This is a genomic window from Aquabacterium sp. (genome assembly GCF_049274795.1).
In the GTDB taxonomy this organism is placed as follows: Bacteria; Pseudomonadota; Gammaproteobacteria; order Burkholderiales; family Burkholderiaceae_C; genus Aquabacterium.
In genome coordinates, this window is record NZ_JBASTH010000026.1 from 87495 (window position 1) to 108794 (window position 21300).

General features: G+C 66.1%; 18 protein-coding genes and 2 riboswitches. Of the genes, 7 read left to right on the top strand and 11 right to left on the bottom strand.

Features of this window, described 5'->3' with window-relative positions:
* Nucleotides 1-139 precede the first annotated feature (139 nt).
* The 7 genes from gcvT to WAQ08_RS03545 form a co-directional block, all read right to left on the bottom strand.
* A complete protein-coding gene (gcvT, locus tag WAQ08_RS03515) occupies nucleotides 140-1255 on the bottom strand; it encodes a glycine cleavage system aminomethyltransferase GcvT (RefSeq protein ID WP_422189251.1) in 1116 nt (371 codons plus the stop codon).
* A 101-nt stretch (nucleotides 1256-1356) separates the two neighbouring features.
* A riboswitch (glycine riboswitch) is annotated at nucleotides 1357-1503 on the bottom strand.
* Nucleotides 1504-1513: 10 nt separating this feature from the next.
* A riboswitch (glycine riboswitch) is annotated at nucleotides 1514-1639 on the bottom strand.
* An 87-nt stretch (nucleotides 1640-1726) separates the two neighbouring features.
* Nucleotides 1727-4621, bottom strand: a complete 2895-nt coding sequence (gene ppc / locus WAQ08_RS03520; RefSeq protein ID WP_422189252.1) for a phosphoenolpyruvate carboxylase — start codon at nucleotides 4619-4621, stop codon at nucleotides 1727-1729.
* A gap of 193 nt (nucleotides 4622-4814) precedes the next feature.
* Nucleotides 4815-7019 carry a TonB-dependent siderophore receptor gene (locus WAQ08_RS03525; RefSeq protein ID WP_422189253.1) on the bottom strand — a complete coding sequence of 735 codons (2205 nt, stop codon included), beginning with the start codon at nucleotides 7017-7019 and terminating at the stop codon, nucleotides 4815-4817.
* Between the two features lie 291 nt (nucleotides 7020-7310).
* Entirely contained in the window at nucleotides 7311-8816 is a 1506-nt protein-coding gene (locus WAQ08_RS03530; protein WP_422189254.1) for a tripartite tricarboxylate transporter permease, read from the bottom strand.
* Nucleotides 8817-8842: 26 nt separating this feature from the next.
* Nucleotides 8843-9316: a tripartite tricarboxylate transporter TctB family protein gene (locus tag WAQ08_RS03535; RefSeq protein WP_422189255.1), complete on the bottom strand. Its 474-nt coding sequence runs from the start codon at nucleotides 9314-9316 to the stop codon at nucleotides 8843-8845.
* Between the two features lie 120 nt (nucleotides 9317-9436).
* Nucleotides 9437-10420: a tripartite tricarboxylate transporter substrate binding protein BugD gene (locus WAQ08_RS03540; RefSeq protein ID WP_422189256.1), complete on the bottom strand. Its 984-nt coding sequence runs from the start codon at nucleotides 10418-10420 to the stop codon at nucleotides 9437-9439.
* Between the two features lie 73 nt (nucleotides 10421-10493).
* On the bottom strand, nucleotides 10494-11495 hold the full coding sequence (locus tag WAQ08_RS03545) for a TRAP transporter substrate-binding protein (protein WP_422189341.1): 1002 nt from the start codon (nucleotides 11493-11495) through the stop codon (nucleotides 10494-10496).
* A 178-nt stretch (nucleotides 11496-11673) separates the two neighbouring features.
* Between WAQ08_RS03545 and WAQ08_RS03550 the strand changes: the two genes are divergently transcribed.
* From WAQ08_RS03550 to ribA, 3 genes are all read left to right on the top strand, one after another.
* On the top strand, nucleotides 11674-13737 hold the full coding sequence (locus WAQ08_RS03550; RefSeq protein WP_422189257.1) for a sensor histidine kinase: 2064 nt from the start codon (nucleotides 11674-11676) through the stop codon (nucleotides 13735-13737).
* On the top strand, nucleotides 13734-14366 hold the full coding sequence (locus tag WAQ08_RS03555; RefSeq protein ID WP_422189258.1) for a response regulator transcription factor: 633 nt from the start codon (nucleotides 13734-13736) through the stop codon (nucleotides 14364-14366). The genes WAQ08_RS03550 and WAQ08_RS03555 overlap by 4 nt, the downstream gene beginning before the upstream one ends.
* A 77-nt stretch (nucleotides 14367-14443) precedes the next feature.
* Nucleotides 14444-15112 carry a GTP cyclohydrolase II gene (gene ribA / locus WAQ08_RS03560; protein ID WP_422189259.1) on the top strand — a complete coding sequence of 223 codons (669 nt, stop codon included), beginning with the start codon at nucleotides 14444-14446 and terminating at the stop codon, nucleotides 15110-15112.
* A 29-nt stretch (nucleotides 15113-15141) separates the two neighbouring features.
* Here ribA and WAQ08_RS03565 read toward each other — a convergent pair whose 3' ends face one another.
* Genes WAQ08_RS03565 through WAQ08_RS03575 form a run of 3 tightly spaced genes read right to left on the bottom strand, consistent with a single transcriptional unit; the run spans nucleotide 15142 to nucleotide 16999 of the window.
* The gene (locus WAQ08_RS03565) at nucleotides 15142-15504 is read right to left on the bottom strand and encodes a DUF1304 domain-containing protein (protein WP_422189260.1); all 363 of its coding nucleotides are present in this window, start codon (nucleotides 15502-15504) and stop codon (nucleotides 15142-15144) included.
* Complete coding sequence (locus WAQ08_RS03570; protein WP_422189261.1) at nucleotides 15504-16058, bottom strand: GNAT family N-acetyltransferase; 555 nt, start codon at nucleotides 16056-16058, stop codon at nucleotides 15504-15506. The genes WAQ08_RS03565 and WAQ08_RS03570 overlap by 1 nt, the downstream gene beginning before the upstream one ends.
* Nucleotides 16055-16999, bottom strand: coding sequence for a DUF808 domain-containing protein (locus WAQ08_RS03575; RefSeq protein ID WP_422189262.1), 945 nt, complete (start codon nucleotides 16997-16999; stop codon nucleotides 16055-16057). The genes WAQ08_RS03570 and WAQ08_RS03575 overlap by 4 nt, the downstream gene beginning before the upstream one ends.
* Before the next feature lie 202 nt (nucleotides 17000-17201).
* Between WAQ08_RS03575 and rimO the strand changes: the two genes are divergently transcribed.
* A complete protein-coding gene (gene rimO, locus WAQ08_RS03580) occupies nucleotides 17202-18623 on the top strand; it encodes a 30S ribosomal protein S12 methylthiotransferase RimO (protein WP_422189263.1) in 1422 nt (473 codons plus the stop codon).
* 24 nt (nucleotides 18624-18647) lie between these two features.
* Nucleotides 18648-19877 carry a PLP-dependent transferase gene (locus WAQ08_RS03585; RefSeq protein WP_422189264.1) on the top strand — a complete coding sequence of 410 codons (1230 nt, stop codon included), beginning with the start codon at nucleotides 18648-18650 and terminating at the stop codon, nucleotides 19875-19877.
* 25 nt (nucleotides 19878-19902) lie between these two features.
* On the opposite strand, the gene smpB is transcribed toward WAQ08_RS03585, so the two are convergent.
* Nucleotides 19903-20367, bottom strand: coding sequence for an SsrA-binding protein SmpB (gene smpB, locus WAQ08_RS03590; protein ID WP_422189265.1), 465 nt, complete (start codon nucleotides 20365-20367; stop codon nucleotides 19903-19905).
* 35 nt (nucleotides 20368-20402) lie between these two features.
* Here smpB and WAQ08_RS03595 point away from each other — a divergent pair, with 35 nt between their 5' ends.
* Nucleotides 20403-20882, top strand: a complete 480-nt coding sequence (locus WAQ08_RS03595) for a type II toxin-antitoxin system RatA family toxin (RefSeq protein WP_422189266.1) — start codon at nucleotides 20403-20405, stop codon at nucleotides 20880-20882.
* Entirely contained in the window at nucleotides 20869-21282 is a 414-nt protein-coding gene (locus WAQ08_RS03600) for an RnfH family protein (RefSeq protein ID WP_422189267.1), read from the top strand. The genes WAQ08_RS03595 and WAQ08_RS03600 overlap by 14 nt, the downstream gene beginning before the upstream one ends.
* Nucleotides 21283-21300 lie beyond the last annotated feature (18 nt).

The window sequence follows — 21300 nt, forward strand, 5'->3', positions numbered from 1 at the left end:
AGGGTGAACAGTGCCGAACGGGCGGAGTATCGCAGGGCTTGAGGCTGCTGGCGGGCTTGTCGTCCGCTGTGGCGGATGGGCCGCAGGGGCGCCAATTTCAAGTTGCAGCAGGCGCCGTGCCTGGCGATCCGCGCTGCGCTCAGCCCCGGTAGTAGCGGTTGGGCACGAAGGGCAGCGTGGCCACGGTCATCGGCACGCGCTTGTCGCGCACCAGGGCGAACACGGGCGTGCCGACGGCGGCATGGCTGGCGGCCACGTAGGCCAGGGCCACGGGCTGGTTGATGCTGGGGCCCAGCGAGCCGCTGGTGACGGTGCCCAGCGGCGTGCCGTCTTCGGCGATCACCTGCGCGCCTTCGCGCACGGGCATGCGCTCGGTGCTGATCAGGCCGACGCGTTTGCGGGCCGAGCCTTGCGCGAACTGCGCGTTGATCACGCTGGCACCGGGGTAGCCGCCGGTACGCTCGCCACCGGCGCGGCGCACCTTCTGGATCGCCCAGGTCAGGGCGCCTTCCACCGGCGTGGTGGTGGTGTCGATGTCGTGGCCGTAGAGGCACAGGCCGGCTTCCAGGCGCAGCGTGTCGCGTGCGCCCAGGCCGATGGGCTTGACCTCGGGTTGGGCCAGCAGCGCACGGGCCAGGGATTCAGCGCGGTCAGCGGGCACGGAGATCTCGAAGCCGTCTTCACCCGTGTAGCCCGAGCGGGTGACGAAGCACTCGGTGCCGTCGAGCGTGAAGTGCCCGCCGGTCATGAAGACCAGTTCCTTGACGCCGGGGTTCAGTCGCGCCAGGGCGTCCACTGCTTGTGGACCTTGCAGTGCCAGCAGGGCCTGGTCGGGCAAGGGCTGCACGGTGCAGCGTTGGCCGATGTGCTGTTGCAGGTGGGCGATGTCCTGAGCCTTGCAGGCGGCGTTGACGACCACGAACAGGTCATCGGCACGGCGTGTGACCATCAGGTCGTCGAGGATGCCGCCTTGCTCGTTGGTGAACAGGGCGTAGCGCTGCTTGAACAGGCCCAGGCCGACGATGTCCACCGGCACCAGGGTTTCGAGCGCGGCATCCGCGCCATCGCCCTTGAGCAGTACCTGGCCCATGTGGGACACATCAAACAGGCCGGCGGCTGTGCGGGTGTGGCGGTGTTCGGCCAGGATGCCGGTGGCGTACTGCACGGGCATGTCGTAGCCGCCGAAGGGCACCATCTTGGCGCCCAGTTCGATGTGCAGGGCGTGCAGGGGCGTGGTGAGCAGGTCTGTGGACATGGCAAGCGCCGGCTTCGCAGCCGGACTGGGGCAATCGAGTTGGTCGTCGATCCGGGGCACGTGCCGGCTGTGCTGTCACACTAGTCAACCCATGCCCTGGTGCTGCCCCCGCTGTCCGCTTTACCTGAGAGATTGACCCATCGCTGCGACCGTGTCGCAGCGGATCGGGCTTGCCCCTTCGGTGGGCTGGCTCACGGTGCGCCGCCTGTGGCGTACGCCGTCTCCAGCCTCTCTCCAGTGAGGATCACCTTGTTGCCAAGGTGCTTGCCAGTCCTTTTGCCTGAGCGTTCGGGCGAAGCGTTTCACGGCCTTGCCCTGCGCCTTCGGCGACCCATCTCCGGTGCCCGTGAAGGCATCGGCCGGGTTCTCTCCTGGCTGGGCGCGATTGTATGCCACGCCCTGTCGGTCCGGCCATGAAAATCTGGCGAGACCGAGGGGGCAAGGACGCCCGCACGGGAAAGGCGTCGGGCGTCAGCCCGTGTTGCGCAGCCCCGCCGCCACCCCGTTGATGGACAGCAGGATGCCGCGCTGCACCCGGTCGGCCACGGTCTCACCTTCGACGCCGGAGGCGCGCAGATCCGGCGCCTTGCGGTGGCGGCGCATCAGCTCCACTTGCAGGTGGTTCAGCGGGTCCACATACGGGAAGCGGTAGTTCAGGAAGCCGGCCAGGTCAGGCTGGGTGGCCAGGCGCCCCTTGGTGCCCGTGACCTGGTTGAGCGCCTGGTTAGTGAGATCCCATTCGGCGCGGATGGCCACCATGATTTTCTTGCCCAGGCGCTTGTCCTCGACGAGTTCCACATAGCGCGCGGCGATGCCCAGATCGCTCTTGGCCAGCACCATGTCCATGTTGGACAGCAGCGTGCGAAAGAACGGCCACTGCTTGTGCATGCGCTGCAGCACGGCCAACTGGGCCTTGCGCTCGGTGCCCGGTGCGCTCAGGAAGCCTTCGATGGCCGAGCCCAGGCCGAACCAGCCGGGCAGGGCGACGCGGCACTGGCCCCACGAAAAGCCCCAGGGGATGGCGCGCAGATCCTCGATGCGGCGGGTGGCCTTGCGCGAGGCTGGGCGCGAGCCGATGTTCAGGTCGGCGATCTCGCGGATGGGCGTGGCCGAGAAGAAGTAGTCGGTGAAGCCCGGGGTCTCGTAGACCAGCTTGCGGTAGGCGGCCATGCTGGCCTGCGAGATGGTATCTGCGGCCTGCAGGAAGGCTTGCGGCACTGGCTTGGCGGGCTCGATCAGGCTGGCCTCCAGCATGGCGGCGACCAGGGTTTCCAGGTTGCGCCGGCCGATCTCGGGGTGGGCGTACTTGGAGGCGATCACCTCGCCTTGCTCCGTCAGGCGGATCTGGCCGTTCACCGTGCCCGGCGGCTGCGCCAGGATGGCCTGGTGCGAGGGGCCACCACCGCGGCCCACGGTGCCGCCGCGGCCATGGAACAGGCGCAGGCGGATGCCGTGTTGCTTTTTGAGCTGGTCGAAAAAGGCCACCAGCGCGATCTCGGCGCGGTAGAGCTCCCAGTTGCTGGTGAAGAAGCCGCCATCCTTGTTGCTGTCGCTGTAGCCCAGCATGATGTCCTGCTCGCTGCCCGAGCGCTTGACCAGTTCGGCCACGCCGGGCACGGCGTAGAAGCCCTGCATGATGCCGGGGGCGTGGCGCAGGTCGGCGATGGTCTCGAACAGGGGCACCACGATCAGGTCGGCCGCTGATTGCGGGTCGTCCAGCGTGCCGCGCATCAGGCCGCATTCCTTCTGCAGCAGCAGCACTTCCAGCAGGTCGCTCACCGTTTCGGTGTGCGAGATGATGTAGTGGCGCAGGGCCTGCGGGCCGTAGGCCTTGCGGGCCTGGGCGGCGGCTTCGAAGATGGCCAGCTCGTGCAGGGCCAGTTCGCTGTAGGTGGCGCCGGGCACGCGCAGGGGGCGGGCCTCGCCCAGCAGGCGCTGCATCAGGGCCTGCTTGGCGTCTTCATCCAGGCTGGCGTAGTCGGGCTCGACGCGGGCGGTGGCCAGCAGTTCGGCGATGACCAGTTCGTGCTGGTCGGAGCTCTGGCGCAGGTCCAGCGTGGCCAGGTGGAAGCCGAAGACCTGCACGGCGCGGATCAGCGGACGCACGCGCAGGTCGGCCAGGGCACCGGCATGGTGGGCGCGCAGCGAGGCATCCACGGTGTGCAGATCGGCCAGGAACTCCTCGGCGCTGGCGTAGGCATCCTGCGGGGCCACGGCGTGGCGCAGGGCCTCGGTGCCGGTCAGGTCGTGCAGGGTAGCGGCCAGGCGGGCGTACACGCCGGTCAGGGCGCGGCGGTAGGGCTCGTCGGCGCGGTGCTGGTTCTGATCGGGCGAACGTTGGGCCAGGGCCTGCATCTCGGGCGTGCAGCTCACCAGCCGGGCCGACATCGACAGCTCGGCGCCCAGGTGGTGCACCTCGACCAGGTAGTGGCGCAGCGCTACCTCGGCCTGGCGCGACAAAGCCAGCTTCAGCGTCTGTGCACTGACATTGGGGTTGCCGTCACGGTCGCCGCCGATCCAGTTGCCCATGCGCAAGAAGGGCGCGATCTCGCGCCCGGGCAGGGCGCGTTCGATCTGGCCGTACAGGCGGGGGATCTCGCGCAGGAAGGTGCTCTGGTAATAGCTCAGCGCGTTCTCGATCTCGTCGGCCACGGTGAGCTTGGTGAAGCGCAGCATGCGCGTCTGCCACAGCTGCGTCACGCGGGCGCGCAGGGCGATCTCGATCTCGGTGCGGGCCAGGCCGTCGGCGCCGTCGAGGCGGGTGATCAGGTCGGAGATGCTGCGCTCGGTGTCCAGGATGGACTTGCGCTGCACCTCGGTGGGGTGGGCCGTGAGCACGGGTGACAGGTAGGCGCGCTTGAGCAGCGCGGCGATCTCATCGTTGCGCACGCCCTCGTCGGACAGGCGCTTGAAGGCGGCTTCGAGCGAGCCTTCGGGAGCGGTCTTGGCGGGCAGCTGCGCGGCCTGGCGCACCTGGTGGCGGTCTTCCGCCAGGTTGGCCAGATGAGAGAAGTAGCTGAAGGCCCGGATCACCGACACGCTCTGGTCGGCCGACAGGTTCTTGAGCAGGCGGTCCATGTCCTTGCCGGCCTGGTCGTCCTTGCGGGCGCGGTAGGCCACGGCCAACTGGCGGATGCGCTCGATCAGGTCAAAGGCCTCGCGACCTTCCTGTTCGCGGATCACGTCGCCCAGGACGCGGCCCAGCAGCCGGATGTCCTTAAGCAGAGGCTCGTTGCGGCGGCCGCTGGGGGCCTTGCTTGCCGTCTTGATCGCGGTTTTCACCGCGCTTTTGGTGGCGTTCTTTGTTGTCGCAGTCGTGCTGGATGAGGCCGAAGCGGACGGGGTGGGGGCTGCCTTGGTGACCATGCGGAAAACAGTGGGTTGATGTTCCTGGGATGTGTCATGCTGCTTGTGGCGGCCTGCACATTCCTGCAAGCATGCATCAAACATCGTGCCAGTCCGTTGCGCCAGCGTCGGATCGGACGAAAAAAAGGCCTGCCCCTTGGATGGAGCAGGCCCCTTGGCTTACCGCTGATGGAGGCGTTGCCGCCTCCAGGCATCAGAAGCGAGTGCGCAGCGTCAGGCTGATGAAGCGCGGCTCGCCGTAGTTGGCGTAGTCCAGCGTGGCCCAGTAAGTCTTGTCCAGGGCGTTGGTGACAGCCAGGTTGACGCTGGTGGACTCGGTGAAGCGCCAACTGGCGTTGAGGTTGAGCAGGCCGAACGGCGATTGCTTGACCTTGGTCGGGCCGGAGGGGCTGGGCACGTTGACCGCGTCCATCTGCCCCTGCCACAGCAGTTGCGCGCCAAGCTCAACCGGCTGCAGCACACCCGACATGCGGTACTGCGTGCCCAGCTTCACAAGCCATTCAGGCAGGTTGGCATAGGTCAGGTCAGCGGCGTTACGCGTGGTCAGGACCCGTGTCACACCGGCAGTGGCCTGCCAGTTGGAGGTCAGGCGCGCGGCCATGTCCGCTTCCCAGCCCTTGGTCTTGGTGCCGTTCACAGCGGCGTAGGCCGAAACCGTGCCGCCATCCAGGTAGTTCGGGATGTCGACCACGCCATAGTTGTCCTGCTTGACCTCGAACACGGCGAACGAGCCCGAGATGCCTTGCGTTGGCCAGTCACCCTTGATGCCGATCTCGTTGCTGGTTCCCTTGACTGGATCCAGCGGGTTGTTGTTGCGATCCCTGTAGTTCTGCGGGTTGAAGATACCGGTATGGCTGGCGTACGCAGACAGGTTCTGGGTGAGGTCATAGACCACCCCCAAGAATGGCGAAGGTTCGCGCCCCACCGACTGCTTTGCGGTGGTATTGACGTAGGCGCCGGTGGTGCCGTAGTTGTCGGTGTGACGGCGCCAGTTGGTGTACCGCACACCGGTCAGCAGAGACAGGGGTTCGGCCAGACGCCAGCGTGCCGAGGCGTACACGGCATCCTGGCTGGTCTGCTGGTTCGTGTAGGCGCCGGTGCGGGTGTAGCCCGTCGGCTCCGGTGCAGAACCATCCCAGGTGTTCAGGTTGGGAATGGTGTAGCTGTAGCTGCCGGTGTAGCGGTCGGTGAGGGTGTCGGTGCGCAGGCTGCTGAAACCCACGAACACATCGTGTTTGCGTCCCCAGAAGCTGAGTTGGCCAGACAGGCGGGCGTCCAAGGTGTCCATCGCCTCGGAGCCGCTGCCGATGGCCCCGTAGAGCCTCACGCCGGTCCCGGTTGCGCGGTCGGGGAAGGGCGCATTGCTGGTGGTGCTGCCATACCCGTAGGTGCGCAGGCTGTAAGTATCGCCTTCGGTATGGTTGAGCGTGGCTTTCAGCGACCAGGTCGCGTTGAACTGGTGCTCCAGTGTTGCGAACAGGGTGCCGGACTCGCGCGACCAACGTGTCCAGTCGGGAGAGAAGCTGGTCGAACGCGGCAGGTCGGCCAGGCTACCGTCCGAGGCGAATCGGGGAATCGCGCCCCAGATGCCTGCCTTCGGATCGTTTTTCTGGCGCTGATAGCCCACCGAGGCAACCGTGGAGCGGCCAATGTCGGCCTCGATCACGCCCAGCAGTGCGTACTTGTTCTCCTGGTAGCGGTCACGGAAGCTGTGGCGCTTCTGCGGGGCAACCACCCAGCGGCTGCGCACGCTGCCGTCCTGGTTCAACGGCACGTTCAGGTCGACTTCGCCGCGGTAGTAGTCCCAACTGCCCACCGACACGGATGCCGTGCCACTGAAGGTGCGTGTGGGACGCTTGCGGATCAGGTTGATGGTGGCCGACGGCGTGCCGACCCCGGTCAGGATGCCGTTGGCACCGCGCACGATCTCGACACGCTCGTAGATCGCGGTGTCGAACTCCTGGTTGGTGCTGTTGCTGAAGGTCGGCAGGCCATCGACCTGGAAATCGGTGATCAGGAAGCCGCGCGAGTAGTAGAGCGGACGTTGAGTGTCGTAGAAGCTCACGTGGACACCGGTGGTGCCGCGCAGCACCGCATCAACGCTGGTCAGCGAACGCTGTTCGATCAGTTCCCGCTCCACCGTGCTCACCGATTGAGGCGTCTCGCGCGGTGTCAGCGCCAGGCCTGTGGAGGCACTCACAGGCTTGGAGCGGCCCAGGGCCTCGTAGACGTCAGGTTCGGTCTTGCGGGAGGCCTTCACCGAAATGGTGGGCAGGGCCTCGTCGGCGGTGGCTTCCTGCGCCCAGGTGGCGGAGCACAGGCAGGCGGCCGATGCGACAGGAATCAGTTTGGCGAAATGCCGCAAGGGCGTGGCGAGGGGCAGCAGGGAATTTTGCATGATGACAGCTAGGCCGGCGCACACAGTACGTCACGGGCCTGGGCAGGCAATGCTTGCCTGGCAGCCGAGAACAACGTGGAAGGTGCAACTGGAAGAAGGCCTGCAACGAACGCATTCGTCCATGGATGGGCTGCAGGCCGCCAAGTCCGAAATTATAGATCTAATGTGAATCATTCTCATTATCTTTCGCGGTTTTGTTTCTCTGGCGCAACACAAAAAAGCCGCGAAAGCACCGGGCTATTGCGGCTTTGCGGCGGTGCTTGCACCGCGCTGAATGGCGAAAATGGGTGCTCAGCCTTCTTCTGCGAACGCCTCCTCACGCTTGTTGCGGATCGCCGGCAGCAGCACCACCGCCAGGGCGGCCGCAGCCAGCAGCAGCATCGTCAGGCTGATCGGGCGCTCCAGGAACACCATCGGATCACCGCGCGACAGCAGCAGGGCGCGGCGCAGGTACTCCTCCATCATCGAGCCCAGCACGTAGGCCATCAGCATGGGCGCCGGCTCGCACTCGAGCTTGGCGAACACGTAGCCAGCCACACCGAACAGCGCCATCAGATAGACATCGAAGGTGGCGTTGTTGACGCTGAACACGCCGATGGCGCAGAACGCCAGGATGATGGGGTAGAGGATGCGGTAGGGGATGGAGATCATCTTCACCCACAAGCCGATCATCGGCAGGTTCAGGATCACCAGGAAGACGTTGCCCACCCACATCGACACGATCATTCCCCAGAACAGCGCGGGCTGTTCGGTCATCACGGCCGGGCCGGGCTGGATGCCCTGGATGATCATCGCGCCGATCATCAGCGCCATCACCGGGTTCGAAGGGATGCCCAGCGTCAGCATCGGGATGAAGGATGTCTGCGCGCCGGCGTTGTTGGCGGCCTCGGGCGCGGCCACGCCTTCGATGGCGCCCTTGCCGAACTCGTGGCCGTTCTTGGACACCTTCTTCTCGATCGAGTAGGCCGCAAACGAGGCCAGCATGGCGCCGCCGCCCGGCAGGATGCCCAGCAACGAGCCCAGGCCCGTGCCGCGCAGGATGGGCGCGACCATGCGCTTGAAATCATCGCGCGTGGGCATCAGCCCCGTCACCTTGCTCATCAGCACGCTGCGGGTGCTCTCGTGCTCCAGCTCGCGGATGATCTCGCCCAGACCGAACATGCCCATGGCGATCACGACAAAGCTGATGCCGTCGGCCATCTCGGGGGTGTCGAAGGTGAAGCGCTGCGCGCCGGAGTTCACGTCCGTACCCACGGTACTCACCAGCAGGCCCAGGATGATCATGCCGAAGGCCTTGAGCAGCGAGCCGCTGGCCAGCACGACCGAAGCCACCAGTCCCAGCACCATCAGCGAGAAGTACTCGGCCGGGCCGAACTTCAGGGCCAGGTCGGCCAGGGGGGGCGCGAACAGCGCAATGATGAAGGTGGCCACCGTGCCCGCGAAGAACGAGCCGATGGCCGCCGTGGCCAAGGCTGCGCCGGCGCGGCCTTTGCGAGCCATCTGGTAGCCGTCCAGCGCGGTCACCACGGATGACGACTCACCCGGCAGGTTCACCAGGATGGCCGTGGTCGAGCCGCCGTATTGCGCGCCGTAGTAGATGCCGGCCAGCATGATCAGCGAGGCCGTGGCGTCCAGCCCGAACGTGACGGGCAGCAGCATCGCGATGGTGGCGATGGGCCCCAGCCCCGGCAGCACGCCCACGGCGGTGCCGAGGAACACGCCGAGCAGGCAGTACATGAGGTTGTGCAGGCTCAGGGCCGTCTGCAGGCCCAGGCCGATGTCACCCAGGAATTCCATGTGTCAACTCCGATGTGCAGGGTGGATCAGCTCAGGCCCAGGGCGCTGAACCAGGGGCCGACGAGGGGGATGGGTAGGCTGAGCGCCTTGATGAACACGCCCCAACAAAACAGGGTCAGCAGCACGAAGGTGATCGTGGCGGCCTTGACCGTGAAGCGGCTGCTGGCCAGGCTGCTCAGGTAGATGGACACGGCCAGCGCCACGACCATGCCGGCATTGCGCAGCAGCAGGCCGAACAGCACCACGGAGACGGTGATCAGGATCAGGGGCTTGAACTGCACGCGCTCGAGCGCGGGGCCGGTGGTGGCCAGCGACTTGATCATGCAGGCCAGGCCGACGATGACGAGCAGGCCGCTCAGGACCATGGGGTAGTAGCCCGGCCCCATGCGGACGGCCTTGCCCATGGGGTAGTCGCTGGCGATCAGCATGGCGGCCAGGCCGATGAGGAGGAACAGCAGGCCGGAGACGAAGTCCTTCGGGCTGCGGATGAACGATGGCATGGTGATCCTCGCAAGGGTCAACGATGAACGTGAGGAGACACCACCCGGGCGCTGCAGGGCCCGGGCGGCATGGGCGCGCGTGAGCGCGTCAGCAGTTAGTCAGTTATCAGCGGGGATCAATCAGTCGGCGTAGACGCCAGCCTGCTTGATGATGCGCGTCCACTTGACGATCTCGGAGCGCAGTTCCTTGTCCAGCGCCTCTGGCGTGGCGCGGGTCAGCGCCACGGGCTCGGTGCCCAGGTCAGCCAGCTTGGCCTTGACGTTGGGGTCCTTGATGGCGTGCTGCAGCGCCGCGACCAGCTTGTCGATCACCGGCTTGGGCGTGTTTTTCGGGGCGTACATGGCGTGCCACACGGCCACTTCGAAGCCGGGCAGGCCCGATGAATCCATGGTCGGCAGGTTGGGCAGCGAGGCCACCTTGGTCTTGGTGGTCACTGCGTAGGCCTTGATCTTGCCGGCCTTGATCTGGCCCGAGGTGTTGGTGGTCTGGTCGCACATGAAGTCCACCTGGCCGCCCAGCAGATCGTTCATCGCCGGGCCGGTGCCCTTGTACGGCACGGTCGTCAGGTTGGCCTGCACGGCCGACATGAACAGCATGCCGCAAAGGTGTGAGGCTGATCCCACGCCGGCGTTGGCGTAGGTCACCTTGTCCTGGTTCTTCTTGACATAGGCGATCAGCTCTTTCAGGTCCTTGGCGGGGAAATCCTTGCGCGCCACGATGGTCATGGGCACGTCGGCCACCATACCGATGGGCGAGAAGTCATCGACCGCGTTGTAAGGCAGCTTGCGGTACAGGCCGGGCGCGGTGGACTGGCCGATGTGGTGCAAGAAGATGGTGTAGCCGTTGGGCTCGGCACGGGCCACGCGTGCCGCACCCAGCGTGCCGCCGGCACCGCCCACGTTCTCGACGATCACCTGTTGCTTAAGGAAGCCCGTCATCGACTGGGCGTAGATGCGGCCCACGGTGTCGGTGGGGCCGCCGGCCGCGAACGGGATGATCATCGTGATCGGCTTGTCGGGATATTGCTGGGCCTGCACACCAATGGCGGGCAAGGCGAGGCTGGCGGCCAGGGCCAGCAGTGACAGGCGGCGGATGGGGTTCATGGTATGTCTCCGTGTCTCAACTCAAACAACAAACACAAGAAGCGCCGCCGGCCCGTGCCGGTCGGCCGTGGGGTCAAAGGCTGTCCAGCTTGAAGCCGGTGGCGTTGTAGATGTCCTGGATGGTCTCGTCGCCCACGCGCGAGGCCAATTGCTTGTGCACCGGCACCAGGGCCTTCTTGAGCTGGAAGCGCTCGCCGATGGTGGGCACGTAGACCGTGGTCTTGCCGCTGGCCTTGACCTTGGCCAGGGCATCCTGGTTGTCGTTGAAGGCGGTGTCGTTGGCCACCTTGGTGGCTTCGCCCATGGCCTTGATCAGCGCGTTGCGAACAGCGCCGGGCAGGCCGTCCCAGAACTTCTTGTTGACGACAACGGCGTAGCCCAGGTAACCGTGGTTGGTCACGCTCACATGCCGCTGCACTTCGTGCATCTTCTGCGTGTACAGGTTGGACGGCGGGTTCTCGGTGCCATCGACCACGCCGGTTTGCAGCGCCTGGTAGGTGTCGGAGAAAGGCAGCACCTGGGGCAGGGCGCCCAGGGCGCGCATCTGGGCATCAAGCACCTTGGACGACTGGATGCGCATCTTCAGGCCCTTGTAGTCGGCCACGGCCTTGAGCGGCTTGTTGGCCGACATCACCTTGAAGCCGTTGTCCCAGTAGGCCAGGCCGGTGATGCCGCGCGATTCCAGCTTCTTGAGCAGCTTGGCGCCCACGGGGCCGCCGGTCACCTTGTGCAGGTCGTTGTAGTCGTCGAAGATGAAGGGCAGGTCGAACACCTCGAACTCCTTCACGCCCAGCGGCGCGAACTTCGAGAGCGAGGGGGCCAGCATCTGCACGGAGCCCAACTGCAGGGCCTCCATCTCTTCCTTGTCCTTGTAGAGCTGGCTGTTGGGGTAGACCTCGACCTTGACGCGGCCCTTGGTGAGTTCGGCGGCACGCTTGGCGAAGAATTCAGCGGCCTTGCCCTTGGGCGTGTCGTTGGCCACCACGTGGCTGAACTTGATGACGATGGGGGCCTGGGCGAAGGCGGCGGGGACCATCGCGAAGGCCGCGCCGATCGCGATCAGACCACGGCGCATGAATGACGGCGCAGTCAGCGGATGTGTCATGTTTGGATTTCCGGGAATGGGGTGCGGCCATTCTTGGTGTCCCCTGTTCAGGGGGTAATTGTGGAGTTCCACATTTCTGCGCGCAGGGTGTTGTGTTCGGCGGGTTATCCCTTATAAGGCGGGCCAGCCAAGGACTAGACTTTCCCGCATGCGTTCACCGCTCTCCGTGCCGCCACGGCCAGAACTGGCCGTCCCCCCCAGCCCGCGCTTCAAGCTGCTGGGCCGGCGCGTGGGCGGGCCGCGCAGCCTGTGGGCCTGGCCGCTGCTGCTGTCGCTGGTGTTCGTGGCGGGGGTGCTGGGCTGGATGATCCGCTCCGACGCCGATGAGCAGGAGGCCCGCCGTGCGGAGCTGATCACCGATGCGCTCACGCTCGAATCCCAGCTCAGCGGCACGCTGGACGCCGAAACCGCCCGGCTCACCGCGCTGGCCGAGGACATGAGGGCGCATCACACGGGCCCGGACACCTTTGCCCGCCACGCGCTGCTGCTCGATGGCCTGCGGCGCTTCTGGGTCAGCGTCACCTGGGTGGATGCGCAGGGGCGCATCGTGGCCCAGGTGCCTGATGACGCGCTGCCCGCCAACGCTCCCCTGCGCGCTGGCACTGGCGAGCGCGGCCTGGCGGGGCATTTGAGCGTGGCGCTGCCCAACCGCGGCGGCCTGCTGGTGGCGCGCTACTCCTACACCAACCTGCTGCGCCAGCGGGTGCCCTGGTGGCTGGCCCGCAAGTACGACATCCGCCTGCTGGACACCTCCGAGGAGGTCATCGCGGCCACCGCCGAGGGCGAGCGTGCCCCCGACCAGCTCTGGTACCGCAAGACCATGGGCCCCTCGATGGCCCAGGGCTGGCTGGAACTGGCCTCGCGCGAGCGGCGCACCCCTTGGTGGCGCACGCTGCCCATGGCCCTGATGGGCGGTTTTTTGCTGCTGGTCGGCGCGGCCTCCTGGACGCTGCGCCGCCAGATGCTGGCCGTCGAGCGCGCGGAGAGGGCCTGGCGTACCGAAACGGCCTGGCGCACGGCCATGGAGGATTCCCTGGCCGTGGGCCTGCGCGCCCGTGATCTGGAAGGCCGCCTGGTCTACGTCAACAAGACCATGGCCGACATGCTCGGCTACCAGCCCGAAGAGCTGATCGGCCAGATGCCCCCGATGCTGTACTGGCCCAAGGACGAGCAGGAAGACTCCATGCGCCGCCACTTGCGCAACATGGCTGGCCAAGCTCCGCGCGAAGGCTATGAATCACGCTGGCAGCACCGTGACGGCCATGTGCTCGACGTGATGGTGTTCGAAGCCCGCCTGGTGGATGCGCAGGGCCGCCACATCGGCTGGATGGCCTCGGTGCTCAACATTACCGAGCGCAAGCGCCTGGAAGAGCGCGAGCGCCGCCAGGCGGACACCATGGCGCACCATTCCCGCCTGACCATGCTGGGCGAGGTGGCCTCTACCCTGGCACACGAGCTCAACCAGCCACTGTCGGCCATCACCAGCTACAACGCCGGCGTGCTCAATGCCCTGCAGCGCCATCCGCACACCGATCCGCTGCTGCTGGGCGCGCTGCAGCGCCTGGGCGAGCAGGCTGCCCACGCCGGCCGCATCGTCAAGCGCATCCGTGAATTCCTCACGCGCCGCGAGCCCCAGCGCGAGCAGGGCGACATCAACCAGATCGTGCGCGCCGCCGTGGACCTGCAGCGCCGCGACATGCTGCGCCATGGCGTGTTCCTGAGCCTGCAGCTTGATCGCGCATTGCCGCCGGTGATGGTCGACCCCATCCTGATCGAGCAGGTGGCCGCCAACCTGGTGCGCAATGCCTGCGATGCGCTGGCCACGCGCCCCGGCAGCCGCCAGTTGCAGGTGATCACGGCCCTTGCGCCGGATGGCCGCTTCGTCAAGGTGCAGGTCACCGACAATGGGCCGGGCCTGGGCGGCCAGTCCATCGAAACGCTGTGTGCGCCGTTTTTCTCCACCAAGGCCGAGGGCATGGGCATGGGCCTGGCCATTTGCCGCTCCATCGTCGAGCTGCACTACGGCGCGCTGGATGCCGAAGAGGCCCCGGGCGGTGGCGCAGTGTTTTCATTCACGGTACCCTGCTGGCGAGAGGGGGAGTCGTTCGACGCGGACGGCGTGGAGGATGCGGAGGCGGAGCCCGATCTGCCCAGCGCTGCCGAGCCGAATGCCCCGAATCTCGCCGCCAACCCCAAGGAAAGCGCTTCATGAACACGGCTGCCACGCCGCTCGACAAGGGCATCGTCTACCTGGTGGACGACGAAGCCATCGTGCGGGATGCCTTGACCTTCCTGCTCGGCTCGCGTGGCCTGCTGGTCTACGGCTTTGCCAGCGGCCCCGACCTGCTCGCACACCTGGAGGCGGTGCCAGCCCGCCCAGTCCGCGGTGTGTTCGTGGTGGATGTGCGCATGGAGCCCATGTCCGGCCTGCAACTGCACGAAGCCCTGATCGCCCAGGGGCTGCGCAACCCGGTGCTGTTCCTCAGCGGGCACGGCGATATCCCGATGGTGGTCGAGGCGCTCAAGAAGGGCGCTTTCGATTTCCTGGAGAAGCCTTACAGCGACAACACCCTGGTCGACCGCATCGAGCAGGCCCTGGCCGTGGAATCGGCCATGTCGGTGGACGACACCCGCCACGCCGAACGCGATGCCCGCCTGGCCAGCCTGAGCGATCGTGAACGGGAGGTCATGCACCGCGTGGCGGCCGGAAAACTCAACAAGGTGATCGCCGACGAGCTGCACATCGCCGTGCGCACGGTGGAGGTCCACCGCGCCAGGGTGTTTTCCAAGCTGGGCGTGCGCTCTGCGGCCGAGCTGGCCACCCTGCTGGCCCAGGGTTGATCTTGTCCGCGAGGCGGGGGATTGACCGACCTGCGAGAATAGAGGGACAAGATCGCTTGATGCCCCGCTGAAGTTTCATGATTTCGCCGCAGACCCCTTCCAGCCAACCCGCCACCAAGATCACCCTGGTGGCCCAGGCCCGCGTGCCCACGGACCAGGGCACCTTCATCATGAAGCTCTTCAAGGAAGAGCCTTCCGGCCTGGAGCATGTGGCCATGGTCATGGGCGATGTGGCCGGGACCGCGCTGGTGCGCGTGCACAGCGAGTGCATGACCGGCGATGTCTTCGGCTCGCTGCGTTGCGATTGCGGCCCGCAGTTGCATTTCGCGCTGCGCCAGATCGGCGAAGAGGGGCGCGGCGCCGTGCTCTACCTGCGTCAGGAGGGGCGTGGCATCGGCCTGATCAACAAGCTCAAGGCCTACGCCCTGCAGGATGAAGGCCTGGACACGGTCGAGGCCAACCTGCGCCTGGGCTTCGCCGCCGATTTGCGCAACTTCGACATCGCTGCCTGCATGCTGGATCAGTTGGACATCAAGGAAGTGCGCCTGATGACCAACAACCCCCGCAAGGTGGCCACGCTCGAAAAGCATGGCGTCAAGGTCACCGAGCGCGTGCCGGTGCGCAGCCAGCCGCAGGCCGAGAACGAGCACTACCTGGCCACGAAGGCCCTCAAGCTCGGGCACCACATCGACTGGCTGCCCGAGATGCCGGAACACGCCTTCGGCTCGGACGAGTCCAAGGCCTGAGGCGGCTCAGGCTCAGCCCGGCAGTGGGCTTAGCCAACCAGCAGCAAGGCCCCGGCGATCAGCGCTGGCAGCGCCTGCACGAAGAAGATCTTCTTGCTGACCGTGATGGCGCCAAACACGCCAGCCACGACCACGCAGCCCAGGAAGAAGAACAGGATGTGCAGGCCCGCCTGAGGGCCCAGCAGCAAGCCCCATACCAGGCCCGCCACCAGGAAGCCGTTGTACAGCCCCTGGTTGGCCGCCAGCGCCTTGGTGGCCGTGGCGAACTCCTGCTTGAGCCCGAAGGCCTTGCGCCCGGCGGGTTTGTCCCACAGGAACATCTCCAGTACCAGGAAGTACAGGTGCAGGGCGGCCACGACCGCGCTCAGGATCAGGCCCAGGGTGGTGAGCATCAGCTTGTTTCCTCGGAAGCCTTGGACAGGGGCTGGTCGGCGGAGGGGGTGTCTTCTGGCGCCGACCACTGCCAGAAGCTCACGTCAATGTAGCGCCCGAACTTGTAGCCCACCTTGGGCAGGCGGCCCACCAGCGTGAAACCCATGCGGGCATGCAACTGCTCGCTGGCGTCATTGGGCAGGGCGATCACCCCGATGATCTCGCGAAAGCCCTTGGCCTGTGCAGAGGCGATCATGTCGGCGTACAGGCGCCGGCCCACGCCAAGCCTGGCCGCATCCTCCGCCACGTAGACCGTGCTTTCGACCACATGGTCGTAAGCGGCACGGGTGCGGAACTGGCCGTAGTAGGCGTAGCCAATCAATCGACCCTGACGCACGGCCACCAGCCAGTCGTAGCGGGCCAGGCGGTCCTGGATGCGCTGGGCCATCTCGGCCACTGGCACTGGCTCGGTCTCGAACGAGATGACAGTGGTTTCGACGTAGCCGTTGTAGATGGCCGCAATGGCCTCGACATCCGATGCGCGGGCCTGGCGGATGGTGATATCAGGCTTCACTTTTTGCCGCGCAGCCGCGACACCAGCATCACGCCTGCCAGCACCACCGCGCCGGCCACGATGCCGAACAGCGCATCCAGTGCCGTGGGCGTGAGGGCCTGCAGCACGCCGCCAATGCCGGGCACGGTGGCGGTGGCTTCGGCCGCATACTGGATGGCATGGTGCACCACCGGGATGCCGTGGGTCAGGATGCCGCCGCCCACCATGAACATGGCCGCAGTGCCCACCACGGACAGCGTCTTCATCAGGTAGGGGGCAATGCCCAGCATGCCCCGGCCCAGGGCGCGCACGGCGCCCATGAGCGCGCCTGCACCCTTGCGCGTGCTGAGGTACAGCCCGCCGTCGTCAAGCTTGACGATGCCAGCGACCAGGCCATAGACGCCCACCGTCATGATCAGCGCGATGCCGGTGAGCACCGTCACTTGCTGCATGAAGGGCGCATTGGCCACGGTGCCCAGCGTGATGGCGATGATCTCGGCCGAGAGGATGAAGTCGGTGCGCACCGCGCCCTTGATCTTCTCCTTCTCGAAGGCGACGATGTCGACGGCCTCGTTGTTCAAGGCCTGCACGTGTTCGGCGTGATGGGCCGCATCCTCGGCATCGCTGTGCAGGAACTTGTGCGCCAGCTTCTCGAAGCCCTCGAAGCACAGGAAGGCCCCGCCCAGCATCAGCAGCGGCGTGACCGCCCAGGGCGCGAAGGCGCTGATGGCCAGCGCGGCCGGCACCAGGATCACCTTGTTGCGCAGCGAGCCCACCGCCACGGCCCAGACCACTGGCAGCTCACGGTCGGCCTTGACGCCGGTGACCTGCTGGGCATTGAGCGCCAGGTCATCGCCCAGCACCCCGGCTGTTTTCTTGGCGGCGACCTTGGTCATCACGGACACATCGTCCAGTACGGTGGCGATGTCGTCGATCAGGGCAAGCAGGCTGCTGGCGGCCACGGGGGCTCCTTCAATTCGTTCGAATGGGGGGATGGGCCGTGTCCGGAAACGGGCCACGTGCGCCAGAGCGAGACTGTAACTGCTGTTCATGTCGCAGACAGCCTCCTGTTCAGCCGCTTGTCGCCTGAAATGCCCAATTTGAGGGGCCTCACCTGGGCCTTTCGGTTCTCAGCCCGGCCGATTTCCCCGACAATCCACCCCCATGACGTTCGACCCGACCCTTTCCTCCGCCGTCCCCCCGGTAGTTCCTGGCGCACCCGCGCCCAAAATTGGTTTCGTTTCACTGGGTTGCCCCAAGGCGCTTACTGATTCCGAATTGATCCTCACCCAACTGCGGGCCGAGGGCTACGAGACCAGCAAGACCTTCAACGGCGCCGACCTGGTCATCGTGAACACCTGCGGCTTCATCGACGATGCCGTCAAGGAAAGCCTGGACACCATCGGCGAGGCACTGGCCGAGAACGGCAAGGTCATTGTGACCGGCTGCCTGGGCGCCAAGGCAGGCGAGGGCGGCGAGAACCTGATCCGCCAGGTGCACCCCAAGGTGCTGGCCGTCACTGGCCCGCACGCCACGCAGGAGGTGATGGACGCCGTGCACGTGCACGTGCCCAAGCCGCACGACCCCTTCATCGACCTGGTGCCCGAGGCACGCGGCGTGGCCGGTATCAAGCTCACGCCCAAGCACTACGCCTACCTGAAGATCAGCGAAGGCTGCAATCACCGCTGCAGCTTCTGCATCATCCCCAGCATGCGCGGCGATCTGGTGTCTCGCCCCATCGGCGAGGTGCTGAGCGAGGCCAAGGCCCTGTTCGAATCCGGCGTGAAGGAACTGCTGGTCATCAGCCAGGACACCAGCGCCTATGGCGTGGACGTGAAGTACCGCACTGGCTTCTGGGATGGCAAGCCCGTCAAGACCAAGATGTACGACATGGTCGAGCAGCTCGGTGCGCTGGCCCAGCAGCACGGCGCCTGGGTGCGCCTGCACTACGTCTACCCCTATCCGCATGTCGATGAGATCGTGCCGCTGATGGCCCAGGGCCTGGTGCTGCCTTACCTGGACGTGCCTTTCCAGCACGCCCACCCGGACATGCTCAAGCGCATGAAGCGCCCAGCCAACGGCGAGAAGAACCTCGATCGCCTGCGCCGCTGGCGCGAGATCTGCCCCGAAATCGTCGTGCGCAGCACCTTCATCGCCGGCTTCCCGGGCGAGACGGAAGAAGAGTTCGACTACCTGCTGGACTTCATGCGCGAAGCCCGCATCGACCGTGCCGGCTGCTTCGCCTATTCACCCATCGAAGGCGCGCCGGCCAACGAACTGCCCGGTGCCTTGCCCGACGAGGTGCGCGAGGATCGCCGCGCCCGTTTCATGGCCGTGGCCGAGCAGGTCTCCATCGCCAAGCTGCAGGAGCGCGTCGGCGCGACCATGCAGGTGCTGGTGGACAGCGCCCCGGCGCTGGGTCGCAAGGGCGGGGTGGGGCGCTGCTACGCCGATGCCCCCGAGATCGACGGCACCGTGCGCCTGCTGCCGCCGCAGAAGGCCAGCAAGACGCTCAAGGTGGGCGAGTTCACCCGCGCCAAGATCGTGGCTGTCGAAGGGCATGACCTGATCGCCATGCCGATCTGAGCGTCGCCCGGTATCCTTGCGCGCATGAGCAGCGACAAGACCGGCACGCCCACCGTTACCAGCACAGACCTGATCCACCACGGCTACGAGCCGCCTGGTGGTTTCAAGTCCGTGGTGCCGGGCATCTTCAAGGCCTCTACCGTGATCTTCGAGAACACGGCGGCCCTGCGCTCGCGCCAGTGGAAGGACAAGAGCGGCTACACCTACGGCCTGCACGGCACGCCCAGCACCTTCACGCTGGAAGAGCGCCTGTCCACGCTGGATGGCGGTACGCGCACCTTGCTCGTTCCTTCTGGCTTGGCGGCCATCGGCGTGGTGGGGCTGTCCCTGCTGCGCCCGGGTGAAGAGGTGCTGATCCCCGACAACGCCTACGGCCCCAACAAGGATTTCGCGCGGGGCGATCTCAAGCAGTGGGGCGTTGAGCATCACTTCTACGATTCGCAGGACGCTGCTTCGCTCGAGCGCCTGATCAACGAGCGCACCCGCCTGGTCTGGTTGGAGGCGGCCGGTTCCGTCACGCTGGAGTTTCCGGATCTGGTCGGCCTGCTGGCTGTGGCGCGCCGCCACCCCCGCATCACAGTGGCGCTGGACAACACCTGGGGCGCGGGCCTGGCCTTCAATGCCTTTGCCATTCCCACACCACAGGGCCCGCAGGCGGTGGACATCTCCATCCATGCGCTCACCAAGTACCCCTCTGGCGGCGGTGATGTGCTGATGGGCGCGATCACCACGCGCGATCCGGCCATGCACCACCAGCTCAACATGACGCACATGCGCCTGGGCCTGGGCGTGGGCGCCAACGATGTCGAAGGCATCTTGCGGGGCCTGGCCAGCATGCCCTTGCGCTATGCGGCCCAGGATGCTGCTGCCCGGCGCATTGCACAGTGGTGCGAAGGCCAGCCTGAGTTTGCCCAGGTGTTGCACCCGGCCTTGCCGGGATCGCCCGGGCACGCCCACTGGGCGGCCACCTGTGGTGCTGCGGCAGGTCTCGTGTCCGTGGTGTTCGATGGCGAGCGCCACAGTGCGCAGCAGGTCGATGCCTTCGTCGATGCCCTGCGCCTGTTCAAGATCGGCTATTCATGGGGTGGGCCGGTCAGCCTGGTCGTGCCCTATGAGATCCAGGGCATGCGCCGGCATGGGCCTTTTGCCACGCAGCGCGGTACTTTGGTGCGTTTCGCGATCGGGCTGGAGCAGGTCGATGACCTGATCGCCGATCTGACACAGGCGCTTCAGGCGCTCGACACACCCGCCTGAACCTGCGAACAAGGCCGCAAACGGCTCAATCCTTGCCGGCCGACGAGACCTTGTGCCGCATCAGGCGGCCCTTTTCCCGTTCCCAATCCCGGTCCTTGATGGTGTTGCGCTTGTCGTGCTCGGCCTTGCCCTTGGCCAGGCCGATGTCTGCCTTCACGCGACCACCCTTGTAGTGCAGGTTCAGCGGCACCAGGGTGTAGCCTTTTTGCTCGGTCTTGCCGATCAGGCGGCGGATCTCCTGGCGGTGCATCAGGAGCTTCTTGGTGCGGTCGGCCTCGGGCTTGATGTGCGTGGACGCCGAACGCAGCGCGTTGATGCGCAGGCCAATCAGGAAGAGTTCGCCGTCCTTGACGACCACGTAGCCGTCCGTCAGTTGCACTTGCCCTTCGCGGATGGCCTTCACTTCCCAGCCTTCCAGCACGATGCCTGCCTCGAAGCGTTCCTCAATGTGGTAGTTGAATAAGGCTTTTCTATTCTCTGCGATCGACATGGAAAGGCGTGGCGTCTCTAAAATGGCGACATTCTATGAAGCATGTCCAAAAGTCTGTCCTGCTCTGGTATTCACCCCGCGAGATGTACGCGCTGGTGACCAACGTGCAAGACTACCCCAAGTTCCTGCCCTGGTGTGAAAGGGCCGAGGTGCTGCAGACGCACGACGATGGCGTCACAGCGCGCCTGCACATCGCGTTTGCCGGTGTGCGCCAGGCCTTCACCACGCGCAACGTCAACGTCGATGCCGAGCAGGTGGTGATGAAACTGGTGGATGGCCCGTTCTCCAAGCTGGAAGGCGTGTGGAAGTTCATCCCGTTGCAGGCGCCAGGCCAGCCCGCGCAGGGCGAGGGCGCCGCTGCACAGCCCACGGCCTGCAAGGTGGAGTTCTCGCTGCAGTACGCCTTCGCCAACCGGCCTCTGGAACTGGTCGTGAGCCCCGTGTTCGACCGCATCGCCAACACCTTCGTCGATGCCTTCGTCAAGCGTGCGGAGCAGGTGTATGGCGCCCGCTGAGCCTGCTGTGATCGAGCCTGCGGCGGGCACACTGAACGTCGAGGTGGTCTGGAGTACGGGGCCGCGCCAGATGATGCTTCGCGCTCTGGCATTGCCGGCCGGATCCACGGTTCAGGATGCGCTGGTGGCCTGTGGGCTGTGGCCGCCGAGGGGGGCTGATGGCGCCGTGGATGGCGCACACGTGGGGATCTGGGGGCGAAAGGTTGCTCTGGATGCGCCCTTGCGTGAAGGCGATCGGGTGGAGTGCTATCGCGCACTCAAGGTCGACCCCAAAGAGGCGCGGCGCGTACGCTACCGTGCACATGGTGAAAAACTGCCCAAGGGCGTTCACCGGGCGAAGGGGCGCGTGGTGGACATGACCCAGGCGCCCGACAGACGCCTGGACGACCCGGCAGGCTGACGCCTTCGGGCCGTCGGC

Excerpts from the sequence above, each read along its gene's own strand:
- WAQ08_RS03565 (WP_422189260.1), bottom strand. The coding sequence starts at position 15,504 with ATGCTCACCACCCTGGGCCTGATCCTGAGCGCGGTCGTGGCCGCCCTG.
- WAQ08_RS03585 (WP_422189264.1), top strand. The coding sequence starts at position 18,648 with ATGAGCAGCGACAAGACCGGCACGCCCACCGTTACCAGCACAGACCTG.
- smpB (WP_422189265.1), bottom strand. The coding sequence starts at position 20,367 with ATGTCGATCGCAGAGAATAGAAAAGCCTTATTCAACTACCACATTGAG.
- WAQ08_RS03530 (WP_422189254.1), bottom strand. The coding sequence starts at position 8,816 with ATGGAATTCCTGGGTGACATCGGCCTGGGCCTGCAGACGGCCCTGAGC.
- WAQ08_RS03545 (WP_422189341.1), bottom strand. The coding sequence starts at position 11,495 with ATGCGCCGTGGTCTGATCGCGATCGGCGCGGCCTTCGCGATGGTCCCC.
- ribA (WP_422189259.1), top strand. The coding sequence starts at position 14,444 with ATGATTTCGCCGCAGACCCCTTCCAGCCAACCCGCCACCAAGATCACC.
- WAQ08_RS03550 (WP_422189257.1), top strand. The coding sequence starts at position 11,674 with ATGCGTTCACCGCTCTCCGTGCCGCCACGGCCAGAACTGGCCGTCCCC.
- WAQ08_RS03595 (WP_422189266.1), top strand. The coding sequence starts at position 20,403 with ATGAAGCATGTCCAAAAGTCTGTCCTGCTCTGGTATTCACCCCGCGAG.
- WAQ08_RS03540 (WP_422189256.1), bottom strand. The coding sequence starts at position 10,420 with ATGAACCCCATCCGCCGCCTGTCACTGCTGGCCCTGGCCGCCAGCCTC.
- WAQ08_RS03535 (WP_422189255.1), bottom strand. The coding sequence starts at position 9,316 with ATGCCATCGTTCATCCGCAGCCCGAAGGACTTCGTCTCCGGCCTGCTG.
- WAQ08_RS03600 (WP_422189267.1), top strand. The coding sequence starts at position 20,869 with ATGGCGCCCGCTGAGCCTGCTGTGATCGAGCCTGCGGCGGGCACACTG.
- ppc (WP_422189252.1), bottom strand. The coding sequence starts at position 4,621 with ATGGTCACCAAGGCAGCCCCCACCCCGTCCGCTTCGGCCTCATCCAGC.
- WAQ08_RS03525 (WP_422189253.1), bottom strand. The coding sequence starts at position 7,019 with ATGCAAAATTCCCTGCTGCCCCTCGCCACGCCCTTGCGGCATTTCGCC.
- gcvT (WP_422189251.1), bottom strand. The coding sequence starts at position 1,255 with ATGTCCACAGACCTGCTCACCACGCCCCTGCACGCCCTGCACATCGAA.
- rimO (WP_422189263.1), top strand. The coding sequence starts at position 17,202 with ATGACGTTCGACCCGACCCTTTCCTCCGCCGTCCCCCCGGTAGTTCCT.
- WAQ08_RS03555 (WP_422189258.1), top strand. The coding sequence starts at position 13,734 with ATGAACACGGCTGCCACGCCGCTCGACAAGGGCATCGTCTACCTGGTG.